This window comes from Alloalcanivorax sp. C16-1, assembly GCF_046507805.1.
Taxonomy (GTDB): domain Bacteria; phylum Pseudomonadota; class Gammaproteobacteria; order Pseudomonadales; family Alcanivoracaceae; genus Alloalcanivorax.
This window is the reverse complement of sequence record NZ_JBKFTK010000001.1, coordinates 370,817-393,959: the sequence shown is the minus strand read 5'-3', so window position 1 is coordinate 393,959 and position 23,143 is coordinate 370,817. Positions and strand designations below refer to the sequence as shown.

23 protein-coding genes are annotated in these 23,143 nt (G+C 66.9%); 16 read left to right on the top strand and 7 right to left on the bottom strand.

What is annotated here, in order from left to right; all coding sequences use genetic code 11:
* Positions 1-15: 15 nt before the first annotated feature.
* From apaG to ACLD0W_RS01925, 5 genes are read right to left on the bottom strand one after another with little or no spacing between them, the layout of a single operon-like run.
* Positions 16-405, bottom strand: a complete 390-nt coding sequence (gene apaG, locus ACLD0W_RS01945; protein ID WP_410305829.1) for a Co2+/Mg2+ efflux protein ApaG — start codon at positions 403-405, stop codon at positions 16-18.
* Entirely contained in the window at positions 402-1,208 is an 807-nt protein-coding gene (rsmA, locus tag ACLD0W_RS01940) for a 16S rRNA (adenine(1518)-N(6)/adenine(1519)-N(6))-dimethyltransferase RsmA (protein WP_410305828.1), read from the bottom strand. Before rsmA ends, apaG begins: the two co-directional genes overlap by 4 nt.
* Positions 1,205-2,197: a 4-hydroxythreonine-4-phosphate dehydrogenase PdxA gene (pdxA, locus tag ACLD0W_RS01935; protein ID WP_410305827.1), complete on the bottom strand. Its 993-nt coding sequence runs from the start codon at positions 2,195-2,197 to the stop codon at positions 1,205-1,207. Before pdxA ends, rsmA begins: the two co-directional genes overlap by 4 nt.
* The gene (locus ACLD0W_RS01930; RefSeq protein WP_410305826.1) at positions 2,194-3,486 is read right to left on the bottom strand and encodes a peptidylprolyl isomerase; all 1,293 of its coding nucleotides are present in this window, start codon (positions 3,484-3,486) and stop codon (positions 2,194-2,196) included. Before ACLD0W_RS01930 ends, pdxA begins: the two co-directional genes overlap by 4 nt.
* Positions 3,479-5,749, bottom strand: a complete 2,271-nt coding sequence (locus tag ACLD0W_RS01925) for an LPS-assembly protein LptD (protein ID WP_410305825.1) — start codon at positions 5,747-5,749, stop codon at positions 3,479-3,481. The genes ACLD0W_RS01930 and ACLD0W_RS01925 overlap by 8 nt, the downstream gene beginning before the upstream one ends.
* Before the next feature lie 145 nt (positions 5,750-5,894).
* Between ACLD0W_RS01925 and ACLD0W_RS01920 the strand changes: the two genes are divergently transcribed.
* From ACLD0W_RS01920 to ACLD0W_RS01895, 6 genes are all read left to right on the top strand, one after another.
* On the top strand, positions 5,895-6,884 hold the full coding sequence (locus ACLD0W_RS01920; RefSeq protein ID WP_410305824.1) for an aminoglycoside phosphotransferase family protein: 990 nt from the start codon (positions 5,895-5,897) through the stop codon (positions 6,882-6,884).
* Between the two features lie 17 nt (positions 6,885-6,901).
* Positions 6,902-7,567 (top strand): N-acetylmuramate alpha-1-phosphate uridylyltransferase MurU, encoded by a 666-nt coding sequence (murU, locus tag ACLD0W_RS01915; RefSeq protein ID WP_410306796.1) that lies wholly within the window; start codon positions 6,902-6,904, stop codon positions 7,565-7,567.
* A 21-nt stretch (positions 7,568-7,588) separates the two neighbouring features.
* Complete coding sequence (rpe, locus tag ACLD0W_RS01910) at positions 7,589-8,257, top strand: ribulose-phosphate 3-epimerase (protein ID WP_410305823.1); 669 nt, start codon at positions 7,589-7,591, stop codon at positions 8,255-8,257.
* 113 nt (positions 8,258-8,370) lie between these two features.
* Positions 8,371-9,033 carry a DUF4396 domain-containing protein gene (locus tag ACLD0W_RS01905; protein WP_410305822.1) on the top strand — a complete coding sequence of 221 codons (663 nt, stop codon included), beginning with the start codon at positions 8,371-8,373 and terminating at the stop codon, positions 9,031-9,033.
* 63 nt (positions 9,034-9,096) lie between these two features.
* Complete coding sequence (locus ACLD0W_RS01900; protein ID WP_410305821.1) at positions 9,097-9,693, top strand: NlpC/P60 family protein; 597 nt, start codon at positions 9,097-9,099, stop codon at positions 9,691-9,693.
* Positions 9,694-9,747: 54 nt separating this feature from the next.
* On the top strand, positions 9,748-10,860 hold the full coding sequence (locus ACLD0W_RS01895) for an NADH:flavin oxidoreductase (RefSeq protein ID WP_410305820.1): 1,113 nt from the start codon (positions 9,748-9,750) through the stop codon (positions 10,858-10,860).
* A 110-nt stretch (positions 10,861-10,970) separates the two neighbouring features.
* Here the strand turns inward: ACLD0W_RS01895 and ACLD0W_RS01890 are convergent, their stop codons facing one another.
* A complete protein-coding gene (locus ACLD0W_RS01890) occupies positions 10,971-12,284 on the bottom strand; it encodes an MFS transporter (RefSeq protein ID WP_410305819.1) in 1,314 nt (437 codons plus the stop codon).
* 223 nt (positions 12,285-12,507) lie between these two features.
* Here ACLD0W_RS01890 and cyoA point away from each other — a divergent pair, with 223 nt between their 5' ends.
* Genes cyoA through ACLD0W_RS01855 form a run of 7 tightly spaced genes read left to right on the top strand, consistent with a single transcriptional unit; the run spans position 12,508 to position 19,188 of the window.
* On the top strand, positions 12,508-13,536 hold the full coding sequence (cyoA, locus tag ACLD0W_RS01885) for a ubiquinol oxidase subunit II (RefSeq protein WP_410305818.1): 1,029 nt from the start codon (positions 12,508-12,510) through the stop codon (positions 13,534-13,536).
* A 23-nt stretch (positions 13,537-13,559) separates the two neighbouring features.
* The gene (gene cyoB / locus ACLD0W_RS01880; protein ID WP_410305817.1) at positions 13,560-15,560 is read left to right on the top strand and encodes a cytochrome o ubiquinol oxidase subunit I; all 2,001 of its coding nucleotides are present in this window, start codon (positions 13,560-13,562) and stop codon (positions 15,558-15,560) included.
* Positions 15,553-16,194: a cytochrome o ubiquinol oxidase subunit III gene (cyoC, locus tag ACLD0W_RS01875; RefSeq protein WP_410305816.1), complete on the top strand. Its 642-nt coding sequence runs from the start codon at positions 15,553-15,555 to the stop codon at positions 16,192-16,194. Before cyoB ends, cyoC begins: the two co-directional genes overlap by 8 nt.
* Entirely contained in the window at positions 16,191-16,568 is a 378-nt protein-coding gene (gene cyoD / locus ACLD0W_RS01870; protein WP_204431178.1) for a cytochrome o ubiquinol oxidase subunit IV, read from the top strand. Before cyoC ends, cyoD begins: the two co-directional genes overlap by 4 nt.
* Positions 16,569-16,572: 4 nt before the next feature.
* Positions 16,573-17,349 (top strand): SURF1 family protein, encoded by a 777-nt coding sequence (locus ACLD0W_RS01865; RefSeq protein ID WP_410305815.1) that lies wholly within the window; start codon positions 16,573-16,575, stop codon positions 17,347-17,349.
* Positions 17,327-18,631: an ATP-binding protein gene (locus ACLD0W_RS01860; protein WP_410305814.1), complete on the top strand. Its 1,305-nt coding sequence runs from the start codon at positions 17,327-17,329 to the stop codon at positions 18,629-18,631. The genes ACLD0W_RS01865 and ACLD0W_RS01860 overlap by 23 nt, the downstream gene beginning before the upstream one ends.
* On the top strand, positions 18,631-19,188 hold the full coding sequence (locus tag ACLD0W_RS01855; protein ID WP_410305813.1) for a response regulator transcription factor: 558 nt from the start codon (positions 18,631-18,633) through the stop codon (positions 19,186-19,188). The genes ACLD0W_RS01860 and ACLD0W_RS01855 overlap by 1 nt, the downstream gene beginning before the upstream one ends.
* 16 nt (positions 19,189-19,204) lie before the next feature.
* On the opposite strand, the gene ACLD0W_RS01850 is transcribed toward ACLD0W_RS01855, so the two are convergent.
* The gene (locus ACLD0W_RS01850; RefSeq protein WP_410305812.1) at positions 19,205-19,753 is read right to left on the bottom strand and encodes a hypothetical protein; all 549 of its coding nucleotides are present in this window, start codon (positions 19,751-19,753) and stop codon (positions 19,205-19,207) included.
* Positions 19,754-20,018: 265 nt separating this feature from the next.
* Here ACLD0W_RS01850 and trpE point away from each other — a divergent pair, with 265 nt between their 5' ends.
* From trpE to trpD, 3 genes are read left to right on the top strand one after another with little or no spacing between them, the layout of a single operon-like run.
* A complete protein-coding gene (gene trpE, locus ACLD0W_RS01845) occupies positions 20,019-21,509 on the top strand; it encodes an anthranilate synthase component I (RefSeq protein ID WP_410305811.1) in 1,491 nt (496 codons plus the stop codon).
* Positions 21,509-22,099 carry an anthranilate synthase component II gene (locus ACLD0W_RS01840; protein WP_410305810.1) on the top strand — a complete coding sequence of 197 codons (591 nt, stop codon included), beginning with the start codon at positions 21,509-21,511 and terminating at the stop codon, positions 22,097-22,099. Before trpE ends, ACLD0W_RS01840 begins: the two co-directional genes overlap by 1 nt.
* Complete coding sequence (trpD, locus tag ACLD0W_RS01835) at positions 22,096-23,139, top strand: anthranilate phosphoribosyltransferase (RefSeq protein ID WP_410305809.1); 1,044 nt, start codon at positions 22,096-22,098, stop codon at positions 23,137-23,139. The genes ACLD0W_RS01840 and trpD overlap by 4 nt, the downstream gene beginning before the upstream one ends.
* Positions 23,140-23,143 lie beyond the last annotated feature (4 nt).

Sequence of the window (23,143 nt, the reverse complement as noted above, 5' to 3'; positions counted from 1 at the left end):
GGGCGCTCCGGTGTCTCAATGCAGGGCCCGCGGTACCGCCAGCGTGAAGGCCGGGATTTCCGCGTCGAAACAGGTGCCGTCCTCGGCCAGCATCTGGTAACTGCCGTGCATGGTGCCCACCTCGGTTTCCAGCACCGCGCCGCTGGAATACTGGTAGAAGCTGCCGGGGGCGATACTGGGCTGTTCGCCGATCACGCCTTCGCCGTGCACCTCGCGGGTGCGCTCCTCGCCGTCGGTGATTACCCAGTGGCGGGTCAGCAGGCGGGCGGTCTGCTTGCCCTTGTTCTTCAGGGTGACGTGGTAGGCGAACACCCAGCGCTGGTTGTCCGCGTCGCTCTGTTCGGGCAGGTATTCCACTTTCACGGAAACCTGGATCCGGTAGCGGTTCGGGTCCGCGACGGTCATGAACGGGCTCCTTGTGATTCCGGGGCGCCGCCGCTGGCATTGGCCAGGGCCACGTAGTCGGCCACCGTCAGGTGGTCAGGGCGCAGGCCCGGGTCGATGCCGGTGGCGGCGAACAGGTCGGTGTCGATCAGGCTTTTCAGGCTGTTGCGAATCGCCTTGCGGCGCTGGCTGAAGGCCTGGGCCACCAGCCGCGCCAGCCAGGTCGGGTCGTCGGCCGGCCAGGGCGGCGTGGCGTAGGGGGTCAGGCGCACCACCGCCGAATCCACCTTGGGCGGCGGCTGGAAGGCCCCCGGCGGCACGAAGAACAGGTAATCCGCCTGGCAATGATACTGCACCATCACCGACAGGCGCCCGTAGTCCTTGCCGCCGGGGGCGGCGGTCAGCCGGTCCACCACTTCCTTCTGCAGCATGAAGGTCATGTCGGCGATGGCGCCGGCCTGGTCGAGCAGATGGAAGATCAGCGGCGTGGAAATGTTGTAGGGCAGGTTGCCCACCACCCGCAGCGGACGGCCGTCCGCCAGGGCGGCGAAGTCGAACCGCAGGGCGTCTCCCTCGTGGATGGTGAGCCGTTCCGGGGCGATGCGTTCACGCAGCAGCGCGATCAGGTCCCGGTCCAGCTCCACCACCTGCAGATGGTCCACCTCGTCCAGCAGCGGGTAGGTGAGGGCGCCCTGGCCGGGGCCGATTTCCACCAGCGACTGGCCCTCGCCGGGGGCGACGCTGCGCACCAGCCGTTCGATGATGGCCGGATCGTGCAGAAAGTGCTGCCCGAAGCGCTTGCGGGCGCGGTGCGGGGTGCTCATGAGGCGGTCTCCGACGGGGCGGCACGCTGCGCCAGTTGCGCCGCCAGCCGGGTGGCGGCGCGCAGGCTGCCGGCCAGGGCGCGGCCGGTGCCGGCCAGATCGAAGGCGGTGCCGTGGTCCACCGAGGTGCGGATGAACGGCAGGCCCAGGGTCAGGTTCACCGCCTCGCCGAAGCCGGCGAATTTGAGCACCGGCAGGCCCTGGTCGTGGTACATGGCCAGCACCGCGTCGTGGCGCTCCAGCAGGGCCGGCTGGAAGGCGGTGTCCGCCGGCACCGGGCCGGTCAGATCGAAGCCCTCGCCGCGCAGGCGTTCCAGGGTGGGGATGATGATGTCCAGCTCCTCGCGGCCCAGGTGGCCGCCTTCGCCGGCGTGGGGGTTGAGCCCCAGCACCAGGATGCGCGGCCGTGGCAGGGCGAATTTGGCGCGCAGATCGTCGCGCAGAATGGTCAGCACCCGGGTCAGGCCGGCGTCGGTGATCGCCGCCGGCACCTTGGCCAGGGGCAGGTGGGTGGTGGCCAGGGCCACCCGCAGGTCGCCGGCGGCCAGCATCATTACCACCCGGTCCACGCCGGCGCGCTCGGCCAGAAACTCGGTGTGGCCGGTAAAGGCCGGGTCGGCGCGCTCGCAGATCACGTTCTTGGCCACCGGGGCGGTGACCATGCCTGAAAAGGTACCGTCCAGACAGCCATCGGCGGCACGCCGCAGCATTTCCAGGGTGCCGGCGCCGGTGGCCGGGTCCGGGCGGCCGGCGGTGACCGCCGCCCCCGCCGGGCAGTGCCAGAGCGCGGCGCCGGAAGGCACCGGCTGGCCCGGGACCCAGTCCGGCAGGTTCAGGTCCAGACCCAGGGCCCGGGCGCGCTCGGCCAGCACCCGGCGGTCACCGAGGATCACCAGCGGCGTGGCCGATGCCTCCGCCGCCAGGGTCAGGGCCAGGTCCGGACCGATGCCGGCCGGATCGCCGCTGGTCAGGGCCAGGGGGCGGATCATGAATCCGGGTTCAGGCGGATGTCCACGTAGGCCTCCGCGCGCTGCTCCTGCAGCCAGGTTTGCAGCTCTTCGTCGAAGCGGCGCTTCTGCAGGGCCTGGCGGGCCTGCAGATCCCGGTAGCGGTCGCTCATGTCGGTTTCGCGCACGTCCTCCACCTGCAGGAAGTGCCAGCCGAACTGGGTCTGGAAGGTGGGCGACAGCTGGCCTTTGGGCGTTTCCTGCATCATCTGCTCGAACTCCGGCACCATTTCGCCGGGGGCCACCCAGCCCAGCTCGCCGCCGGCGCGGGCGCTGCCCGGGTCGTCGGAGGACCGCTCGGCGGCCTGGGCGAAGGTGAGCTCGCCGGAGGCCACCTGGTCGTGCAGCCGGTCGATTTCCTGGCGGGCCTGCTCCTCGGTGGTGAGCGTGTCCGGGCGCACCAGCACATGGCGCACCTTGTACTGGGTGACCAGGCGCTCGCCGCCGCCGCGACGGTCGATCATCTTGAGGATGTGGAAGCCGGCGCCGGAGCGCAGCGGCTCGCTGATCTCGCCTTTTTGCATATCGATGGCGGCATCGGCGAACAGGCTCGGCCACTGGGCCGCCTCGCGCCAGCCCAGGTCGCCGCCTTCCAGGGCTTCCGGGCCGTCGGATTCCGCCACCGCGGTTTCCGCGAAGTCGGCGCCGCCGCGCAGGCGGCCGACCAGATCGTCGGCTTTCTGCTTGGCCGCGCGCACCTGGTCCGGGCTGGCGCCGCCGGGCACCTTGACCAGAATATGGCCGAGATGGAAATCCGCCTGGAACATGCGTTTGCCGGTCTCGGACTGCAGGAAGCGCTCCACCTCCCGGTCGGTGACGCGGATCCGCGATGCCACGCTGCGCTGCTGCAGGCGTGAGATCACCATCTCGTTGCGGATCTGTTCGCGGAACTGGGACCAGTCGTAACCCTCGCCGCGCAGCCGCTCGGAAAACTGCGGCAGGGTCATGTTGTTCTGGCGGGCAATGCCCTCCAGGGCCTGGTTGAGCGCCGCGTCGTCCACGCGGATGCCGCCGCGCTCGGCCATCTGCAGCTGCACCCGCTCCAGGATCATGCGGTCCAGCACCTGCTCGCGCATCACCTCCAGCGGCGGCAGCGGGCGGTTGTCGGCGCGGAACTGGGCGGCGATGTCGTTGACCCGCGCGTCCAGTTCGCTGTCCATGATCACGCCGTCGTTGACCACCGCCACGATGCGGTCCAGCGGCTGCATGTCCGCCTGGGCGGCCTGGGTCATCAACAACGCGCCCAGCAACCAGGCTCCGATCCTAATCATACTCACTCCTGTATCCGGGAATACTGCGCTCCAGCAGGCTGTCCACGCGCCCGCCGAACCCGCCGAGCCCGGTCATTTGAATCTGCATTAATACCGTGGAGTCGCCTTCCAGGGTGCCGTTGCCGTCGTCGTCGACCAGCTCCCGCTGGCTGACCAGACGAATCTTCCAGCAGCAATTGCGCCATTCGGCGCCGGCCAGGGTCTCCAGGGTGCGCTGGTTTTCCAGGTCGTACAGCCAGCGGCCGATCAGGCGCCAGTTGCGGTGGATCGGCCAGATGGCGGCGATTTCCGATTGCTGGATGTCCCGTTCCGCCAGGTCATGAAAACCCAGGTTGAGGACGCGGCGCTCCCGGTCGGTGTAGCCCAGGCGCAGGGACGAGCGCTGGCGCTGGTTGGCGTGCGTGTCCCACTGGCCTTCGGAATAGAGGTACCAATCGTGCCCAAAGTTCCAGCGCGCGTCGGCGACCATCGGGGTCTGGTCGGCGTCATCCGGCTCCCGGCCGCGCAGTTGCACCTTGCGCTCGCCGGTGTAATAGCCCTGGCCCACCCGCAGACGCAGCTGCTCGCGGCCGTCGTCGCTGCGCAGGAAACGGCTGGTCAGGCCCACCGACATCTTTTCCTCGTCGCCGATGCGATCGTAGCCGATGAAGCGGTTTTCCCGGAACAGGGTGTTGTAGGAGAAGGTCAGCTCACCGGCGTCGAAGTTGGGCAGATCGTCCTGATACTCGTAGGCCACCTTGTTGATGAATACCCGCGGTTCCAGGGTCTGGGTGTAGCCGCGCCCGAACAGGCTGGTGTCGCGCTGCAGGAACAGCCCGGAATCCAGGCTGGCGCCCCAGGTGGTCAGGGTCGGGTCGGCGCTGTTGTCGGCGTCGTCCAGCTGGTAGCGGGTGTGGTAGACCCGCGCCCGGGGTTCCACATAGCCCCAGGGTTTCTTGAGCCGCACCGCCAGCCCCGGGGCCATGTGCACCCGGGCGCCGGTGGGATTGTTGCTGGTGTCGTTGTCGGCCCGGTCGAAGGCGGTCACGTCGCTCAGCCACAGGCCGTGCAGGGGGCCGAACAGTTGCGGGTCGCCGGACAGCTGCAGCTGCGGCAGACGCCGGTAGGGTTCCAGGTTGTCCGGCAGGGTCGGGTCGATGGTCTGCCAGGACTGAATGCGGGCCAGGGCCTGCCAGCGGCGGCCGTAATAGCGGGCCTCGCCGAGGCGCGGCAGGTGGGTCTGGGAACTGACCTCCAGGCCGGTGTCCAGATCCTTGAAATAGAAGTCGTCGGACACGTAATTGACGTCGGCGGTGAGCTGCCAGCGGCGCACCGAGCCGCTGTGCCGCCAGGACGCCACTTCCCGGTTCTCGTCGTTGAACTGGCGGTCGCTGAACAGCACCCCGTAGCTGACCTGGCCCAGGCCGAAGCGGTTCAGGTAACGGAACTCGGTTTCCAGGCCGCTGCCCCGGCCGTCGATGTAGCGCGGCGCCACGGTGGCGTCCATCTGCGGGTGCAGATTGATGTAGATCGGCTGGGTCACGTCCAGGCCGCCGCTGTCGCTGGTGGCGATGGTCGGGAACAGCAGGCCGGTCTTGCGGCGATCATCGATGGGAAAGGTGATCCACGGCAGCCACAGCACCGGCACGCCCTTGACCCGCAACGTCACGTCCCGCGCCTCGCCCCAGCCCTGGCTGCGGTCCAGGCGGATCTGGCGGCCGTTCAACTGCCAGCCGTTGGAGGCCGGCGGACAGGTGGTGTAGCTGCCCTGCTCGATGGTTACGAAGTTGTCGACCAGATCGATGTAATCGGCGGTGCCCCGGGCACCCGGGCCGAACAGGGAATAGCGCACGCCGTCCAGGCTCACCTCGCGGCGGTCGGTCTGGCCGCTCATGCCGTCGGCGAGGAAGGTGAACTGGTCGGTCTCCAGGCGCAGGTCGTTGTCCACCTGGAACTTGCCGCTGGACTGGTCGAGCAGGGCGGACTGGGTGGTGAGCCGGCGGCCGGGCTCCTCGATCAGCACGTCGCCGCCCATCTCGATCAGGCCGTCCTGGGTGAGACTGGTGCGGTCGGCGGTGATCACCGTGTCGCTGCGCTCGGCGGGCATGCCCACTCGCGGGTTGTAATAGATGCCGCTGCACCACACCGGAATCGGCCGTTGCAGGACCGGGGGCAGGGCTTCCATGGACTCCCGGTCGACCCAGTTGAGGTCGTCATCGGCGCCGGCGAAGCCGGCCAGGATCAGTGCCAGGCCGGGTAAAAACGATGGTTTGGGCAGTGGCATCGGCTGCTCGGAACAGGTAAAAAGGCCGTTTCGGAATCCCCGACCGCGTCCTTGATGGCGCGTACCCTGCCGGTGGGGCCGGCGTTGTCGTTGGCGGTGCGGAGTTTCAGTCGAATCGCGGCAGTGTAATGGATTGAAGGTGGCAATGCAGCCTGAGAACGGTAATCAGGATCACCGGCGCGCGGCGCTGGACCAATGGGTGAGTGCCTGGGTGGGCGCTCCGGTGGCCGGCGAGCCGGCCTCGGCGGACGCCAGTTTCCGCCGCTACTTTCGTTACCGGCACGGCGGCCGCACCCTGGTGGCCATGGACGCGCCGCCCGAGCAGGAGGATTGCCGGCCCTTTATCGACGTGGCCCGGCGGCTGGCCGCCGCCGGCGTGCACGTGCCGGAGATCCTGCACCGGGACCTGGAGCAGGGCTTTCTGCTGCTCACCGACATGGGCACCGAAACCTGGCTTACCGCCCTGGACGACGGCAACGCGGACGCCTGGTTCGGCGCCGCCCTGGACACCCTGATCGCCCAGCAGAGCGGCGCCGACGCCGACGGGCTGCCGGTTTACGACCGGGCCCTGCTGCGCCGTGAGCTGGGGCTGTTCAGCGAATGGTACCTGGGGCGCCATCGCGGTCTGACCCTGGAGGGCGCCGACACGGCGCGCCTGGAGGCGGTGTTCGACACCCTGATCGAGTCCGCCCTGGCCCAGCCGCGGGTGTTCGTGCACCGGGATTTCATGCCCCGCAATCTGATGGTCAGCGACCCCAATCCGGGGGTCATCGATTTCCAGGACGCGGTGGCGGGCCCGCTCAGCTACGACCCGATCTGCCTGTTCAAGGACGCCTTTCTGAGCTGGCCGGAGGACCGGGTGCGGGTCTGGCTGCGGCTTTACCATGAACGGGCCGGCGCCGCCGGCCTGCCGGTGCCGGCGGCCTTCGACGACTGGCTGCGCTGGTGCGATCTGATGGGCGCCCAGCGTCACCTGAAGGTGATCGGCATCTTCGCGCGCATCCGGCACCGGGACGGCAAGCCGAAATACCTGGAGGACGCGCCGCGCTTCTTCGCCTACCTGCGCACCGTGATCACCCGGCGGCCGGAGCTGGCCGACCTGGGCCGGCTGCTGGACCAGTGGGGCTGCCCGTGAGCGGGGAGTCCACCGCCATGATCCTGGCCGCCGGCTACGGCAAACGCATGCGTCCGCTCACCGACCGCACCCCCAAGCCGTTGCTGGAGGCCGGCGGCAAGCCGCTGATCCAGTACCCCATCGAGGCCCTGCGCGACGCCGGGGTGAGCGATATTGTGATCAACACCGGCTGGCTCGGCGAGCAGCTGCCGGCGCGGCTGGGCGATGGCGCGGATCTGGGGGTGCGCCTGCACTGGTCCCACGAGGGCACGCCGCTGGAAACCGCCGGCGGCATCCGCCGGGCGCTGCCGCTGCTGGGCGAGGCGCCCTTTATTCTGGTCAACGGCGACATCTGGACCGACTACGATTTCCGCGATCTCGGCGCGCTGGCCGGCGACGACCGCGCCCATCTGGTGCTGGTGGACAACCCGGCCCACCATCCCGACGGGGATTTCCATTTAACAGAGCACGGCCGGCTGAGCGATAATGCCGCCCCCCGGCTCACCTACGCCGGCATCGCGCGGCTGCATCCGGCCCTGTTCCGGGACCTGGACGACGGCGAACGACCGCTGGCGCCGCTGCTGCGCGCCGCCATTGCCGCCGACCGCGCCACCGGCGAGCACCATGCCGGGCACTGGTGGGACATCGGCACGCCCGAGCGTCTCGCCGAACTGGACCGCTTTCTGTCCCAACGCCGCCGCTGAGTCACGCACCGAGGATTTTTCATGGCCAAGCAAACCCCCTGGATCGCTCCCTCCATTCTCGCCGCCGACTTCGCGCGCCTGGGCGAGGAGTGCGAGGCGGTGCTCGACGCCGGCGCCGACGTGATCCATTTCGACGTGATGGACAATCATTACGTGCCCAACCTGACCATTGGCCCGATGGTCTGCCAGGCCCTGCGCAAACACGGCATCACCGCGCCCATCGACGTGCACCTGATGGTCAGCCCGGTGGACGACCTGATCGGCATGTTCGCCGACGCCGGCGCCTCCATGATCACCTTTCACCCGGAAGCCTCCCGCCACGTGGACCGTTCCCTGCAGCTGATCCGCGACGCCGGCTGCCAGGCCGGTCTGGTGCTGAATCCGGCCACCTCGCCGGACTGCCTGGAATACGTCCTCGACAAGCTGGACATGATCCTGCTGATGAGCGTGAACCCGGGCTTCGGCGGCCAGAAGTTCATCCCCGGTACCCTCAGGAAGATCGAGCGGGTGCGCCGCCTGATCGACGACAGCGGCCGTGACATCCGCCTGGAAGTGGACGGCGGCGTCTCCGAGAACAACATCGGCGAGGTGGCCGCCGCCGGCGCCGATACCTTCGTGGCCGGCTCGGCCATTTTCGGCAAGGGCGACTACCGGACGGTGATCGACGCCATGCGCGCGCAACTGGCCTGACCCCGGACCGCCCGCCGCCTATCGTCAAACACCGTAAAGGTTGCCCGGGCCGCCTTGCCACGCCGCCATTGTCCCCGTTGCAATGACCGGGTATTCCGGCAAGGAGGCGAACCGTGCTTGAAGGACTGACCTGGCCAGTGCTGGCGGCGTGGGCCCTGGTGGCCCTGGCCTGCGCCGCCTGGACGGCGCGCGATCTGCACCGCAACAACCCGTTCCTCGGCGGCATGATGAAGGTCGCCTGGGTGCTCACCGTGCTGTATTCCGGCCCGCTGGGGCTGGCCATTTACTACTACTCCGGGCGCGGCCAGATCCGCCAGGATTCCCTGTGGCGGCGCAGTTTCCGCTCGGTGGCGCACTGCTATTCCGGCTGCGGCCTGGGTGAGATCATCGGCGTGCTGTTCATGGTCGGGGTGCTGGCTCTGAGCGGCTGGCCGGTGAATCTGGTGACCTTCGCGCTGGCCTATCTGATCGGTTTCGCCTTCACCCTGGGGCCGCTGGTGCAAAGTGGCGAGGCGCTGGCGGTGGCTCTCAAGGATTCGGTGCTGGCGGAAACGCTCAGTATCACCGCCATGGAAGCGTCCGCCCTGGGCGTGAACACCTGGCTGGGGGGCGGCGCCCGGCTCGGGGACCCGCATTTCTGGGGCGCCCTGGTGATTTCCCTGACCGCCGGCCTGCTGGTGGCCTACCCGGTCAATGTGCTGCTGATCCGCTTCGGCGTGAAAGAGGGCATGCACAACCCCAAACACATGATGGAGCACGGCCACGGCGGCCATTGAGGCGGACCCGGGCGCAACGGTATAGTCCGTGGAATCGAATTCCGGAAACCCCAGGGAGACGCCGTGCCCGGTGTGTTGTACCCCCGCTCCTGGCGAACCGTTCTGACCGCGCTGGTGCTGGCGGCCCTGCTGGGTGGCTGCGCCACCCGCTCCATGGACCATGGACCCCGGGTGGAAGAGCGTAGCGCCGGCGCCGAGCCGCCGCCCTTGCTGCGTGACGACGTGCCCGCCGATGCCGCTGATGCGGCTCCCATCTCACCGCTGCTGCGCGCCCAGGCGGAGCAATGGCGGGGCGTGCCCTACCGGCTGGGCGGCAGCGACCGCCAGGGCATTGATTGCTCCGCCTTCGTGCAGGTCACCTTCCAGTCGCAGTTGGGCATCGATGTGCCGCGCACCACCGACGAACTGGCCCGGGAGGGGCGCCGGGTGGGCCGCGACGAACTGCGAGCCGGCGATCTGGTGTTCTTCAAGACCGGCTTCCGCCAGCGCCATGTGGGCATCTACATGGGCGGCGACCGCTTCCTGCACGCCTCCACCAGCCGGGGCGTGATGACCTCTTCCCTGAACAACGTCTACTGGCGGCGCCATTACTGGAAGGCGCGCCGCCTGGATCTGGACGAACGGCCTTCGGCGGTGTCGCTTTCGGACGAATCACGGTAGATTACGTCACTGTTTTTGTGAGTCATCACCGTTTGATTGACCGGGAGAGTGTTAATGAGCGCCGATCTCGCGCCCCTGTTTCGTCCGTTTGAATGCAAGTCCCTGAAGCTGCGCAACCGCGTGGCCATGGCCCCCATGACCCGTAACTTCTCACCCGGCCAGGTGCCCGGCGAGAACGTGGCCGGCTACTACCGCCGGCGCGCGGAAGGGCAGGTGGGCCTGCTGATCACCGAAGGCACCACCATCAATCACCCGGGCGCCCCGGGCCACGACGCGGTGCCCGCCTTCCACGGCGAGGCCGCGCTGGCCGGCTGGAAGCGGGTGGTGGAGGAAGTGCACGGCGCCGGCGGCGCCATCATTCCCCAGCTCTGGCACGTGGGCGGCACCCGCCGGCCCGGCGTGGGCCCGGACAAGGACGCCCCCGGCTATTCGCCGTCCGGCCTGTTCAAACCCGGCAAGCCCAACGGCAAGGCCATGGACCAGCAGGACATCGATGATGTGATCCGTGCGTTCGCCGACGGCGCCCGGGACGCCAAGGCGCTGGGCTTCGACGGGGTGGAAATCCACGGCGCCCACGGCTATCTGCTGGACCAGTTCTTCTGGGAAGGCACCAACCAGCGCGACGACCAGTACGGCGGCTCCCTGGAAAACCGCGCCCGCTTTGGCGTGGAAGTGGTCCAGGCGGTGCGTGACGCGGTGGGCGAGGACTTCGCCATCGTGCTGCGCTACTCGCAATGGAAGCAGCAGGACTACGAGGCGCGCCTGGCCCACAATCCAGAGGAGCTGGAGCGTTTCCTGGCGCTGTTCGTGGACGCCGGGGTGGACCTGTTCCATGCCTCCACCCGCCGTTTCTGGGTGCCGGAATTCGAAGGCTCGGATCTGAACCTGGCGGGCTGGACCAGGAAGCTCACCGGCAAGCCGGCGATCTCCGTGGGCAGCGTGGGGTTGGACGACGATTTCATCGGCGCCAACAACCAGGGCATCGGCGGTACCGCCAACCCGAAAGGCATCGAGGAGCTGGTCAAGCGCATGGCGGCGGACGAGTTCGACCTGATCGCGGTGGGCCGGGCCCTGCTGCAGGACCCGAACTGGCTGGTGAAAATGCGCGAAGGTCAGGGCGGCGAGATCGAGCCCTTCACCAAGGCGGCGCTGGGGTCGTTGAGCTGACCCCGGTTAAAAGTTGAAGGTTAAAAGTTGAAACGCGGGCCGGGCCCCGATGACGGCAAGGCCCTGCCCGCGCTTTGACCTTTTAACTTGTCACTTTCAACTGATCCTTCTCAGTCGTTTTCCAGGCGCTTGTTGATGCGCAGCGCCAGCAAGGTGCAGACCACCCCGGACAGCAGGTAAACGCTGACATAGGCGAGACCGAATTTCGCCGACAGGCCCAGGGCCACCAGCGGCGCGAAGGCGGCGCCGAACAGCCAGGCGAAGTCAGAGGTGAGGGCGGCGCCGGTGTAGCGGAATCGGCGCTCGAAGTTGGCGGTCACGGTGCCGGAGGCCTGGCCATAGGACACGCCCAGCAGGGCGAAGCCGATCAGGATGAACAGGTCCTGCTGCAGCGGCGAACCGTTCATCAGCATCGGCGTGAACAGGCTGAACACCCCGATCAGCACCGCCAGGGTGGCCACCGTGGTGCGCTTGCCGATGCGGTCGGCGATCCAGCCGGAAAACACCGTGCCGCCCATGCCGATGATGGCGCCGACGATCTGGATCGCCAGCACGTTGCTGATCGCCTGGGTGTCGCCCAGGTAGATCCAGGACAGCGGGAAGATAGTCACCATGTGGAACAGGGCGTAGCTGGCCAGGGCGGCGAACGAGCCGATAAAGATGTTGTAGCCCTGCTTGCGCAGCATTTCCCGGGTGCCCAGCGGTTCCAGCTCACGCTCTTCCAGGGCGGCGGTGTACTCATGGGTCACCACCAGCCGCAGCCGGGCGAACAGCGCCACCACGTTGATGGCGAACGCCACGAAGAACGGGTAACGCCAGCCCCAGCCCTGGAAATCCTCGCTGGGCAGGCTGGTGAACAGAAACAGGAACAGGGCGCTGGCCACCAGGAAGCCGATCGGCGCGCCCAGCTGGCCGAGCATGGCGTACCAGCTGCGCCGGTCGCGTGGGGCATTGAGCGCCAGCAGCGAGGGCAGGCCGTCCCAGGAGCCACCCAATGCAACCCCTTGCACGATCCGGAACAGGGCCAGCAACAGGATCGAGAAGCCGCCCAGGGTCTCGTAGCCGGGAAGGAAGGCGATGCCGGCGGTGGCGGTGCCGAGCATGAACAGTGAGGCGGTCAGCTTGACGCTGCGGTCCCAGCGCCGCTGGATCATCATGAACAGGGCGGTGCCGAACGGCCGGGCGATGAACGCGAACGAGAAGATGGTGAAGGCGTACAGCAGCCCTTCCAGCTGGCTGGCGAACGGGAAAAACACCGACGGGAACACCAGCACCGAGGCGATGCCGTAAACGAAGAAGTCGAAGTATTCGGAGGTGCGCCCCACCACCACGCCGACCGCGATCTCGCCCGGCGCCACCTTGGCGCGGTGCTCGGCGGACGACGCAGTGACGTCGGCGGGGTTGGGCTCGTAGGCTGTGGACATGCTCGGCTCTCGCTGCGTACTGGTCTGTTTCAATCCATTAAGGGTATGCTGGCCCCGGCGGCGAAGGAAATCCACTCCTTTAAACCGGTGCGCCGTACTATCGCGTGGGCGAAGGATGCCCGGAAGCGCGAGCCTTCGCCATGGGACAAAATGTCCAATTTTCGCCACCCTCCCCGGCGGGTACAGTGCGTCGCACCCTGGGCCACCTCTGTTTGATCCGGTAATGCGACTACACAACTTTTTTCGTTTCGTCCCTCTCGTCGCCGCCGCCGTTCTGCTGAGCGGCTGCGATATGGTGCTGATGTCGCCGTCCGGTGATATTGCCGCCCAGCAGCGCGACCTGATTCTCTGGTCCACCTTCCTGATGTTGCTGGTGATCGTGCCGGTAATCATCCTGACGCTGGTGTTCGCGATCCGCTACCGGGCCGGCAACAATGCCACCTACAAGCCCGACTGGGATCACTCCACGGTGCTGGAGCTGGTGATTTGGGGCGCGCCCCTGCTGATCATCATCGCCCTGGGCGCCATGACCTGGGTGAGCACCCACAAGCTGGACCCCTACCGGCCGCTGGAGCGCATCGACGCCGGGCGCCCGCTGCCCGAGGGCGTGGAGCCGCTGGTCATCGAGGTGGTGTCCCTGGATTGGAAATGGCTGTTCTTCTACCCCGAGCAGGGCATCGCCACGGTCAATGAGCTGGCGGCGCCGGTGGACCAGCCGATCCGCTTCAAGATCACCTCCGACCGGGTGATGAACTCGTTCTTCATCCCGGCCCTGGCCGGCCAGATCTATTCCATGGCCGGCATGGAGACCAAGCTGCACGCGGTGATCAACGAGCCCGGCGTCTACGACGGCTTCTCCGCCAACTACAGCGGCGCCGGCTTCTCGCAGATGCGCTTCAAGTTCCACGGTCTCAGCGACGCCGACTTCGACGCCTGGGTGGCCAAGGTGAAAAGCAGCGGCGAGGCGCTCAGCCGCGGCGAGTACCGGCAGCTGGAGCAACCCAGCGAGAACCACCCGGTGACCTACTACGCCAGCGCCGATGACAACCTCTATCACGACATCCTCAACCGGTGTCTGAACGAGGGCGATGTGTGCATGGACGAGATGATGGCCTTCACGGAACTGGGCATGCCCATGTGCATCGCCGGCGATCCCCGCGATCGCAAGGCGCGCCGCGAGGACAACGAGCTTCGCGAACTTCTGGACCTGACCATGGCCGACGACAGCGACCGTCGGTCCCTCAATCAGTAAACGCTGCCAGCGTCGGATAAGAGATGTCTGAATTGGACCTGACAAAGCTGATCTTCGGTCGCCTCTCCTGGGAGTCGATCCCGTTACACGATCCCATCCTGATCGGCACCTTCATCATGGTCGCCATCGGTGGCACCGCGGTGCTGGGCTTCATCACCTACAAGAAGGCCTGGGGTTACCTGTGGCATGAGTGGTTCACCAGCATCGACCACAAGAAGATCGGCATCATGTACATGGTGCTGGGTCTGGTGATGCTGCTGCGCGGCTTCGCCGACGCCATCATGATGCGCATCCAGCAGGCCTGGGCGTTCGGTGGTTCGGAGGGGTATCTGCCGCCGGAACACTACGACCAGATCTTCACCGCCCACGGCGTGATCATGATCTTCTTCGTCGCCATGCCGCTGATCACCGGCGTCATGAACTACGTGGTGCCGCTGCAGATCGGCGCCCGCGACGTGGCCTTCCCGTTCCTCAACAACTTCAGCTTCTGGATGACCACCGCCGGCGCCGTGCTGGTGATGGTGTCGCTGTTCATCGGCGAATTCGCCAAGACCGGCTGGCTGGCCTATCCACCGCTATCGGGGATCATAAAAAGTCCCGGGGTAGGGGTGGACTATTACATATGGGCGCTACAGATCGCCGGGGTGGGGACACTGCTATCGGGGGTCAACCTGCTGGTCACCATCGTCAAGATGCGGGCCCCGGGCATGTCCCTGATGCGCATGCCGGTGTTCACCTGGACCGCGCTGTGCACCAACGTGCTGATCGTTGCCGCCTTCCCGGTACTGACCGCGGTACTGGCGCTGCTGGCGCTGGACCGCTACGCCGACTTCGCGTTCTTCACCACCGATCTGGGTGGCAACGTGATGATGTACATCAACCTGATCTGGATCTGGGGTCACCCGGAGGTGTACATCCTGATTCTGCCGGCGTTCGGTATCTTCTCCGAAGTGGTCTCCACCTTCTCGCGCAAGCGCCTGTTCGGTTATGCGTCCATGGTCTATGCCACGGTGGTGATCACGGTGCTGTCGTACCTGGTATGGCTGCACCACTTCTTCACCATGGGCTCCGGGCCGACGGTGAACTCGTTCTTCGGCATCACCACCATGATCATCTCGATCCCCACCGGGGCCAAGGTGTTCAACTGGCTGTTCACCATGTACCGCGGCCGCATCGAGTTCGACGTGCCGATGCTGTGGACGGTGGGCTTCATCATCACCTTCGTGATCGGTGGCATGACCGGCGTGCTGCTGGCGGTGCCGCCGGCGGACTTCGTGCTGCACAACAGCCTGTTCCTGGTGGCGCACTTCCATAACGTGATCATCGGTGGCGTGCTGTTCGGCCTGTTCGCCGGCATCACCTACTGGTACCCGAAAGCGTTCGGTTACAAGCTGGATCCGTTCTGGGGCAAGATGTCGTTCTGGTTCTGGACCATCGGCTTCTATTTCGCCTTCATGCCGCTGTATGTGCTGGGCCTGATGGGCGTGACCCGCCGCATGAACAAGTTCGACGATCCGTCCCTGCAGATCTGGTTCGTGATCGCCGCCTTCGGCGCGGTGTTGATCGCCATCGGCATCGCCAGCTTCCTGATCCAGCTGTACGTCAGCTACCGCCGCCGCGACGAGCTGCGCGACGACAGCGGTGATCCGTGGCATGGCCGCACCCTGGAGTGGTCCACCTCCTCGCCGCCGCCGTACTACAACTTCGCGTTCACGCCGCGCGTGCACGATCTGGATGCCTGGTGGCAGATGAAGGAACAGGGATATCAACGCCCTGAAAGCGGCTTCCTGCCGATCCACATGCCCAAGAACACCGGCGCCGGCATCATTCTGGCGGGCATCAGCATGGTGCTGGGCTTCGCATTGATCTGGCACATGTGGCTGCTGGTGGGCGTGAGCTTCTTCGCCCTGCTGGCGGTGGCCATCGGCCATACCTTCAACTATGACCGCGACTATCACATCCCCGCCGACGAAGTGGCCGGGATCGAGGCGGAACGTACACGGATGCTTGCCAACCATGTCTGAGATCACCCACGACACCCTGGCCGGTAGCGCGGAAGACGGGCAGCGCCTGCAATTCCACGAGACCACCGAGCACCACCCGGAGACCGGCACGCTGCTGGGTTTCTGGATCTACCTGATGAGCGACTGCCTGATCTTCGCCAGTCTGTTCGCCACCTACGGGGTGCTCGGCCGTGCCTACGCCCACGGCCCCACCGGCGAGGAGTTGTTCGACCTGCCGCTGGTGGCGATGAACACCACCCTGCTGCTGCTGTCCTCGATCACCTACGGCTTCGCCATGCTGCGCATGCAGATGGGCAAGCTCGGCGGCGTGATGGTGTGGCTGGCGATCACCGGCCTGCTGGGCGCCGGCTTCCTGGGCCTGGAACTGTACGAATTCCATCACCTGATCACCGAGGACGCGGGCCCCGGCCGCAGCGCCTTCCTGAGCTCGTTCTTCGCCCTGGTCGGCACCCACGGTCTGCACGTGCTGTTCGGCATCGTGTGGCTGGTGACCCTGCTGTTCCAGCTCAAGAAGCACGGCCTGATCGCCGAGAACCGCCGCCGGCTGTTCTGCCTGTCCATGTTCTGGCACTTCCTGGACGTGGTCTGGATCGGCGTTTTCACCTTCGTTTACCTGATGGGAGTGCTGCCATGAGCCAGTCCGATCACGCTCACGACCCGCACGGCCACGATCATCACGACGACGCGCCGCACAGCACCTTCAAGGGCTACATGACCGGCTTCGTGCTGTCGGTGATCCTCACCGCCATTCCGTTCTGGCTGGTGATGGCCGGAGTGATCCAGGATTCCGGCATGACCGCGCTGGTGATCCTGGGCTTCGCCGCGGTGCAGATCGTGGTGCACATGATCTACTTCCTGCACATGAACTTTCACTCCGAGGGCGGCTGGAACATGCTCGCCCTGATCTTCACGGCGGTGATCGTGTTCATCGCCCTGGCCGGTTCACTGTGGGTGATGTACCACCTGAACGTGAACATGATGCCCGGGTTGATGAAGGAGTACCTGTAAGCGCATGTCCCGCTCGGCCACCGCGCCGGTGAGCGCCCGCCGCCAGATCGCCCGCCTGCTGTGGGGGCTGCTGGCACTGGGCGCTTTTCTGGGCTTTCTGGCCCTGGGCCACTGGCAGGTGGAGCGGCGCGCCTGGAAGCTGGACCTGATCCAGCGCGTCGATGAGCGGGTCCACGCCGATCCGCTGCCCGCCCCCCGCGCGGCGGACTGGCCCTCCCTCAACCAAGACCGGGACGAATACCGCCCGGTGCGTCTGCAAGGCCATTATCTGCACGACCGCGACACCCTGGTGCAGGCCACCACCCGGCTGGGCGGCGGCTACTGGGTGATGACGCCGCTGGCCCGCGACGACGGCAGCATGGTGCTGATCAATCGCGGCTTCGTGGCCGGCCGGGACGCGGACTACGCGCGCCCTGACGGGTCGGTGTCGGTGACCGGCCTGTTGCGCCTGAGCCAGCCCGGCGGCGGCTTTCTGCGCGACAACGACCCCCAGGCGGACCGCTGGTACTCCCGGGACCTGGACGCCATCGCCGCCGCCCGCGGGCTGGCCGGGGTGGCGCCGTACTTCGTCGACGTCACCGGCGATCCGCAGGCGGCGCCCGCCGCCGGGCCGGTGCCCGGCCTCACGGTGGTCGAGTTTCACAACAATCACCTGGTCTATGCCGTCACCTGGTATATGCTCGCCCTGATGGTGGCCGCCGGCGCGCTGTTCGTGGCGCGTCACGAATTCCGGCCCGCGCCCCGGGGAGACACACGCCATGACCGCACCGGTACCCACTGAGCTCGACGCCACCGGCCGCAAGAACATGCAGCAACTGATCCAGCTCCGCTGGATCGCCGTGCTCGGCCAGATCGGCACCATCCTGGTGGCCAATCTGGTGTTCCAGGTGGCGTTGCCGTTGTACTACATGCTGGCGGTGCTGGCCGGCCTGGTGGCGTTCAACGGCCTCAGCATGCTGCGCTTGAAGTGGGTGCGCCGCCAGGTCAGCAACGGCGAGCTGTTCCTGGCGCTGCTGGTGGATGTGATCACTTTCACCCTGCAGCTGTGCCTGAGCGGCGGCGCCACCAATCCCTTTATCTTCCTCTATCTGTTGCAGGTGGTGCTGGCGGCGGTGCTGTTGGAGGCCTGGTCCACCTGGCTGATCGTGCTGGTCACCGCCGTGGGGTTCGTGTGGCTGGAGTTCGCCGGCCGCCCGCTGACCCTGCCGCCGGACTACGAGCGCGGCCCGTTCAGCCTCTATATCCAGGGCATGCTGATCTGCTTCGTGCTTAATGCGGTGCTGCTGGTGATCTTTATCAGCCGTATCACCCGCAACCGGCGCGAACGGGACGAGCGGTTGGCGGCCCTGCGCCAGCGCGCCGCCGAGGAAGAGCACATCGTGCGCATGGGCCTGCTGGCCTCCGGCGCCGCCCATGAACTGGGCACGCCGCTCTCCACCCTGGCGGTGATCCTGGGCGACTGGCGCCATATGCCGGTGTTCAAGGGCGACGCGGACCTGGATCAGGAGATCGCTGAAATGCAGGCCCAGGTGCAGCGCTGCAAATCCATCGTCAGCGGTATTCTGCTGTCCGCCGGCGAGGCGCGTGGTGAATCCTCGGCGGAAACCACGGTGCACGCCTTCCTGAACGACATCGTCGACGAATGGCGCCGCACCCGGCCAGTGGGCGACTTTGCCTACTACAATGAGTTCGGCGAGGACGTGGACATCGCCTCCGACTCGGCCATCAAGCAGAGCCTGCACAATATGCTCGACAACGCCCTGGAGGCATCGCGCCGGCGGGTGGTGCTGACGGTGCGCCGCCGCGAGGAAGAACTGGTGCTGACGGTGAGCGACGACGGCCCGGGCTTCAGCGACGCCATGTTGTCGCGGCTGGGGCGCCCCTATCAGTCCACCAAGGGTCGGGCGGGCAGCGGCCTGGGCCTGTTTCTGGTGGTCAATGTGGCGCGTACCCTGGGCGGCGGGCTGGAAGCCCGCAACCGGCCCCAGGGCGGCGCCGAGGTGACTTTATCGCTGCCGCTGGATTCGTTGATGCTGGAAGACGCGCAGCAAGGAGAACCCTGATGAACGCCGATACCGAGACGCCGGAAGAGATCCGGCGGCTGCTGATCGTCGAGGACGATGCCGCCCTGGCACGCACCCTGGGCCGCTCCTTCGAGCGGCGCGGGTACCAGGTACGCAGCGTGGAGGGCATGGACGGGCTCACGGAAACGCTCACCGATTACCGCCCCGGTTACGCGGTGGTCGACCTGAAACTCAAGGGCGACGCCTCCGGGCTGACCTGTGTGCAGGCGCTGCATGACCACGATCCGGACATGCTGATCGTGGTGCTCACCGGCTACGCCAGCATCGCCACGGCGGTGGAGGCGATCAAGCTGGGCGCTTGCCATTATCTGGCCAAACCGTCCAACACCGACGACATCGAAGCCGCCTTCGAACGCGCCGACGGCAGCACCGAGGTGGCGGTGGAAGGCCGTCCCACCTCGATCAAAACCCTGGAATGGGAACGCATCCACCAAACCCTGGCGGAAACCGGTTTTAACATCTCCGAAACCGCCCGCCGGCTGGGCATGCACCGGCGCACTCTTGCCCGCAAATTGGGGAAGCGGCAGGTTAAGTGATGGCTGCAAGCTGCCCCTAAGGCATCAACCGCGTCGGCGCGGCCCGCCCCTCCCCGGGGTAGTACCAATGCCGATGCGGCAGGTCCGCCAGTTCCAGCACCTTCACGTGTTCCGCGCGCAGCACCAGGATGGAAAAATCCTCGGCGATGTGGTCCCCCGGTTGCGGCAGGCCGGTCTGGTGCAGGCTGCCCGGCGGCGGGCCGTGGAAGCGGGCCCGGTCGGCGTCGTCCAGTTTTTCCCACAGTCGCTGGCAGTCCTGCGGGTGGGTGTCCGGCAGCAGGAACCGCACCGGCCCGCGAAAACGCCACTGGGTGCGGCTGGTCAGGTCGTACCAGCAGGCCTCCGCGTGGGGGTGGCCCTGGGGGGGCGCCTGACGCTGCAGCTCGATGACCTTCTCGCTGCGCTGGTCGGTGGTGAACCACAGCTCGGCGCCGTGTCGTTCGCGCATCGCCAGGGTACGGCAGCGGGCGCCGTCCGGGCCCACGGTGGCGAGCTGGGCGAAGCAATGGGGCGCGCCGGCGCGGGTGGCGTCGAACCAGGCGGTCCAGGGTTGAGGTACGCTCATGGGGTGGTTCTCCCTCCTTGGCTGATGGTTGGCTTTTGCGTTGCTCGCGGGCTAGAATCCGGCCATTCATTCGCTTGAACGTCCCCGAGGATTCGTGGTGATTCTGTCGCGCCCGCACAATCCGCTGCTGTTTTCCGCCCCCCGCGGCCCCGCCCGCTGGCGATGGTGAAGCTCGCCCCCGCGTGCCGTTGAGGCGCGTCCGCCGGTAACGGCGCCCCTTTGTTTTCGCTACAATCCGACACCTGAATAAGAACCGGGGACCACCATGTCACCACGCAATCTCGATGATGCCGCCCGTCAGGGCTTTACCCGCGTACCCGTGGTGCGCGAAGTCCTGGCGGACCTGGACACGCCGCTGTCCGCCTATCGCAAACTGGCCGCCGGGCCCTACAGCTACCTGTTCGAGTCGGTGCAGGGCGGCGAGCGCTGGGGGCGCTACTCGATGATCGGCCTGCCGGCCCGGGAGGTGGTGCGCATCACCGGCCAGCATATCATTGTCGAGGGCGAGAGCGGGCGTCGGGAACTGCACTGCGAGGACCCGATCGCCTGGATCGAGGAGTACCGCCAGCAGTACCGCACCCCGGACCTGCCCGATCTGCCACGCTTCAACGGTGGCCTGGTGGGCTATTTCGGTTACGACAGCGTGCGCTATTTCGAGCCGCGGCTGGGACCGGCGCCGGGGGAAGACGTGCTGGGGGTGCCGGACATCCTGCTGATGCGCTCCGAGGAAGTGGTGGTGTTCGATAACCTGCGCGGCAGCCTGTTCCTGGTGGTGCACGTGGACCCGGCGGAGGCCGGCGCCGAGGCCCGCGCCGAAGCGCGCCTGGACGAACTGGAGCGGCGGCTGCGCGCGCCCCTGCCGGAGCCGGAGCATCAGGTCTACGGCGAGCCGGTGGACGAGAACGATTTCGTCTCCGAGTTTCCCCGCGACCGCCACGCGGCGGCGGTGGAAACGATCCGCGAGTACATCCTGGCCGGTGACGTGATGCAGGTGGTGCCGGCCCAGCGCATGAGCTGCGAATTCCCGGCGCCGGCCATGGACCTGTATCGGGCGCTGCGCTATCTGAACCCGTCGCCCTACATGTTCTATCTGGACCTGGAGGACTTCCACATCGCCGGCTCCTCGCCGGAGATCCTGACCCGGGTGGAGGACGACCAGGTCACGGTGCGGCCCATCGCCGGCACCCGCAAACGCGGCGCCACGCCGGAGCGCGACAAGGAACTGGAGGAAGAGCTGCTGGCGGATCCCAAGGAGATCGCCGAGCACCTGATGCTGATCGACCTGGGCCGCAACGACGTGGGCCGGGTCGCCGAACCGGGCCAGGTGCGCGTCACCGGCAACATGGAGATCGAGCGCTACTCCCACGTCATGCATATCGTCTCCAATGTGGAAGGCACCCTGCGCAAGGGGCTGGGGCCCCTGGAAGTACTGGCCGCCACCTTCCCGGCGGGCACCCTCAGCGGCGCGCCCAAGATCCGCGCCATGGAGATCATCGACGAACTGGAACCCACCAAACGCGGCGTTTACGGCGGCGCGGTGGGCTACATCGGCTTCAACGACGATATGGACATGGCCATCGCCATCCGCACCGCGGTGGTCAAGGACGGCCGGCTCTATGTGCAGGCCGGCGGCGGCATCGTCGCCGACTCGGTGCCGGACCTGGAGTGGAAAGAGACCATGAACAAGGCACGCGCCGTGTTCCGCGCCGTGAACATGGCCCTGGGCGGGCTCGATCTGAACGGGGAGGGCAAATAATGCGCGTGCTGATGATCGACAACTACGACAGCTTTACCTACAACCTGGTGCAGTACCTCCAGGAGCTGGGCGCGGAGGTGCTGGTGCACCGCAATGACCGCATCGATCTGGCCGGCATGGAAGCGCTCAACGCCGACCGGCTGATGATTTCCCCGGGGCCGTGCACCCCCAATGAGGCGGGCATTTCCGTGGACGCCATCCGCCACTTCGCCGGCAAACTGCCGATTCTCGGCGTCTGCCTGGGCCACCAGGCCCTGGGGCAGGCGTTTGGCGCCAAGGTGGTACGGGCCCGCACCGTGATGCACGGCAAGACCTCGCCGGTGCATCACACCGGCCAGGGCGTGTTCCGTGGCCTGCCCAGCCCCTATGTGGCCACCCGCTACCATTCCCTGGTGGTGGACAAGGCCAGCCTGCCGGATTGCTTCGAGATCACCGCCTGGACCCTGGACGACAACGGGGAAATGGACGAGATCATGGGCATGCGCCACAAGGAGCTGCCCCTGGAAGGCGTCCAGTACCATCCGGAATCGATTCTCACCGAACACGGCCACGACCTGCTGAACAACTTTCTCAAGGGGGAGCGCCCATGAACATCAAGGAAGCCCTGGCCACGGTGGTGGACCACATCGACCTGACCACCGACCAGATGCAGGACGTGATGCGCGAAATCATGACCGGCGGCGCCACCGACGCCCAGATCGGCGGCTTCCTGGTGGCCCTGCGCATGAAGAGCGAATCCCTGGACGAGATCACCGGCGCCGCCATGGTGATGCGCGAGCTGGTCACCCCGGTGGTGGTGGACAACCGCCGCCATCTGGTGGACATCGTCGGCACCGGCGGTGACGGCGCCAACCTGTTCAACGTGTCCACCGCCAGCGCCTTCGTGGCCGCCGCCGCCGGCTGCCGGGTGGCCAAGCACGGCAACCGCTCGGTGAGTTCGAAAAGCGGCTCCTCGGACCTGCTGGAAGCGGCCGGCATCCGTCTCGATCTGAGCCCGGCGGAGATCGCCCGCTGCGTGGACGGCGTGGGTGTGGGCTTCATGTTCGCGCCGGCCCACCATGGCGCCATGAAGTACGCCATCGGCCCGCGCAAGGAGCTGGGCATGCGCACCCTGTTCAATATTCTTGGCCCGATGACCAACCCGGCCGGCGTGCAGCGCCTGGTGGTGGGGGTGTTCTCCGACAAGCTGTGCCGGCCCATGGCCGAGGTGCTGGGGCGCCTGGGCGCCGAGCATGTGATGGTGGTGCACGGCCTGGACGGCCTGGACGAGATCAGCCTGGCCGGGCGCACTCATGTGGCCGAGTACAAGGACGGCGGCGTCAACGAATACACCCTGACGCCGGAAGACGTGGGCCTGGAGTCCGATTCCCTGGTGGGGCTGGACGTCACCGACCCGCAGGCGTCCCTGGCACTGATTCGCGACGCCTTTGGCAAGCGCCAGGGCCGCCACGCCGGCAAGGCTGCCGACATGATCACGCTCAATGCCGGCGCCGCCATCTACGTGGCCGGCGTCACCCGCACCCTGGAGGAAGGGGTTCGGATGGCGGAGGATCTGGTCCACAATGGCGAGGCAGCGGAACGCATGCGCGAACTGGCGCAATTCTCAGTCGCCCTCAAAGAGGAGGTGTAGAGCC

Coding starts and splice junctions, on each gene's coding strand:
- apaG (WP_410305829.1), bottom strand. CDS start 405: ATGACCGTCGCGGACCCGAACCGCTACCGGATCCAGGTTTCCGTGAAA.
- rsmA (WP_410305828.1), bottom strand. CDS start 1,208: ATGAGCACCCCGCACCGCGCCCGCAAGCGCTTCGGGCAGCACTTTCTG.
- pdxA (WP_410305827.1), bottom strand. CDS start 2,197: ATGATCCGCCCCCTGGCCCTGACCAGCGGCGATCCGGCCGGCATCGGT.
- ACLD0W_RS01930 (WP_410305826.1), bottom strand. CDS start 3,486: ATGATTAGGATCGGAGCCTGGTTGCTGGGCGCGTTGTTGATGACCCAG.
- ACLD0W_RS01925 (WP_410305825.1), bottom strand. CDS start 5,749: ATGCCACTGCCCAAACCATCGTTTTTACCCGGCCTGGCACTGATCCTG.
- ACLD0W_RS01920 (WP_410305824.1), top strand. CDS start 5,895: ATGCAGCCTGAGAACGGTAATCAGGATCACCGGCGCGCGGCGCTGGAC.
- murU (WP_410306796.1), top strand. CDS start 6,902: ATGATCCTGGCCGCCGGCTACGGCAAACGCATGCGTCCGCTCACCGAC.
- rpe (WP_410305823.1), top strand. CDS start 7,589: ATGGCCAAGCAAACCCCCTGGATCGCTCCCTCCATTCTCGCCGCCGAC.
- ACLD0W_RS01895 (WP_410305820.1), top strand. CDS start 9,748: ATGAGCGCCGATCTCGCGCCCCTGTTTCGTCCGTTTGAATGCAAGTCC.
- ACLD0W_RS01890 (WP_410305819.1), bottom strand. CDS start 12,284: ATGTCCACAGCCTACGAGCCCAACCCCGCCGACGTCACTGCGTCGTCC.
- cyoA (WP_410305818.1), top strand. CDS start 12,508: ATGCGACTACACAACTTTTTTCGTTTCGTCCCTCTCGTCGCCGCCGCC.
- cyoB (WP_410305817.1), top strand. CDS start 13,560: ATGTCTGAATTGGACCTGACAAAGCTGATCTTCGGTCGCCTCTCCTGG.
- cyoC (WP_410305816.1), top strand. CDS start 15,553: ATGTCTGAGATCACCCACGACACCCTGGCCGGTAGCGCGGAAGACGGG.
- cyoD (WP_204431178.1), top strand. CDS start 16,191: ATGAGCCAGTCCGATCACGCTCACGACCCGCACGGCCACGATCATCAC.
- ACLD0W_RS01865 (WP_410305815.1), top strand. CDS start 16,573: ATGTCCCGCTCGGCCACCGCGCCGGTGAGCGCCCGCCGCCAGATCGCC.
- ACLD0W_RS01860 (WP_410305814.1), top strand. CDS start 17,327: ATGACCGCACCGGTACCCACTGAGCTCGACGCCACCGGCCGCAAGAAC.
- ACLD0W_RS01855 (WP_410305813.1), top strand. CDS start 18,631: ATGAACGCCGATACCGAGACGCCGGAAGAGATCCGGCGGCTGCTGATC.
- ACLD0W_RS01850 (WP_410305812.1), bottom strand. CDS start 19,753: ATGAGCGTACCTCAACCCTGGACCGCCTGGTTCGACGCCACCCGCGCC.
- trpE (WP_410305811.1), top strand. CDS start 20,019: ATGTCACCACGCAATCTCGATGATGCCGCCCGTCAGGGCTTTACCCGC.
- ACLD0W_RS01840 (WP_410305810.1), top strand. CDS start 21,509: ATGCGCGTGCTGATGATCGACAACTACGACAGCTTTACCTACAACCTG.
- trpD (WP_410305809.1), top strand. CDS start 22,096: ATGAACATCAAGGAAGCCCTGGCCACGGTGGTGGACCACATCGACCTG.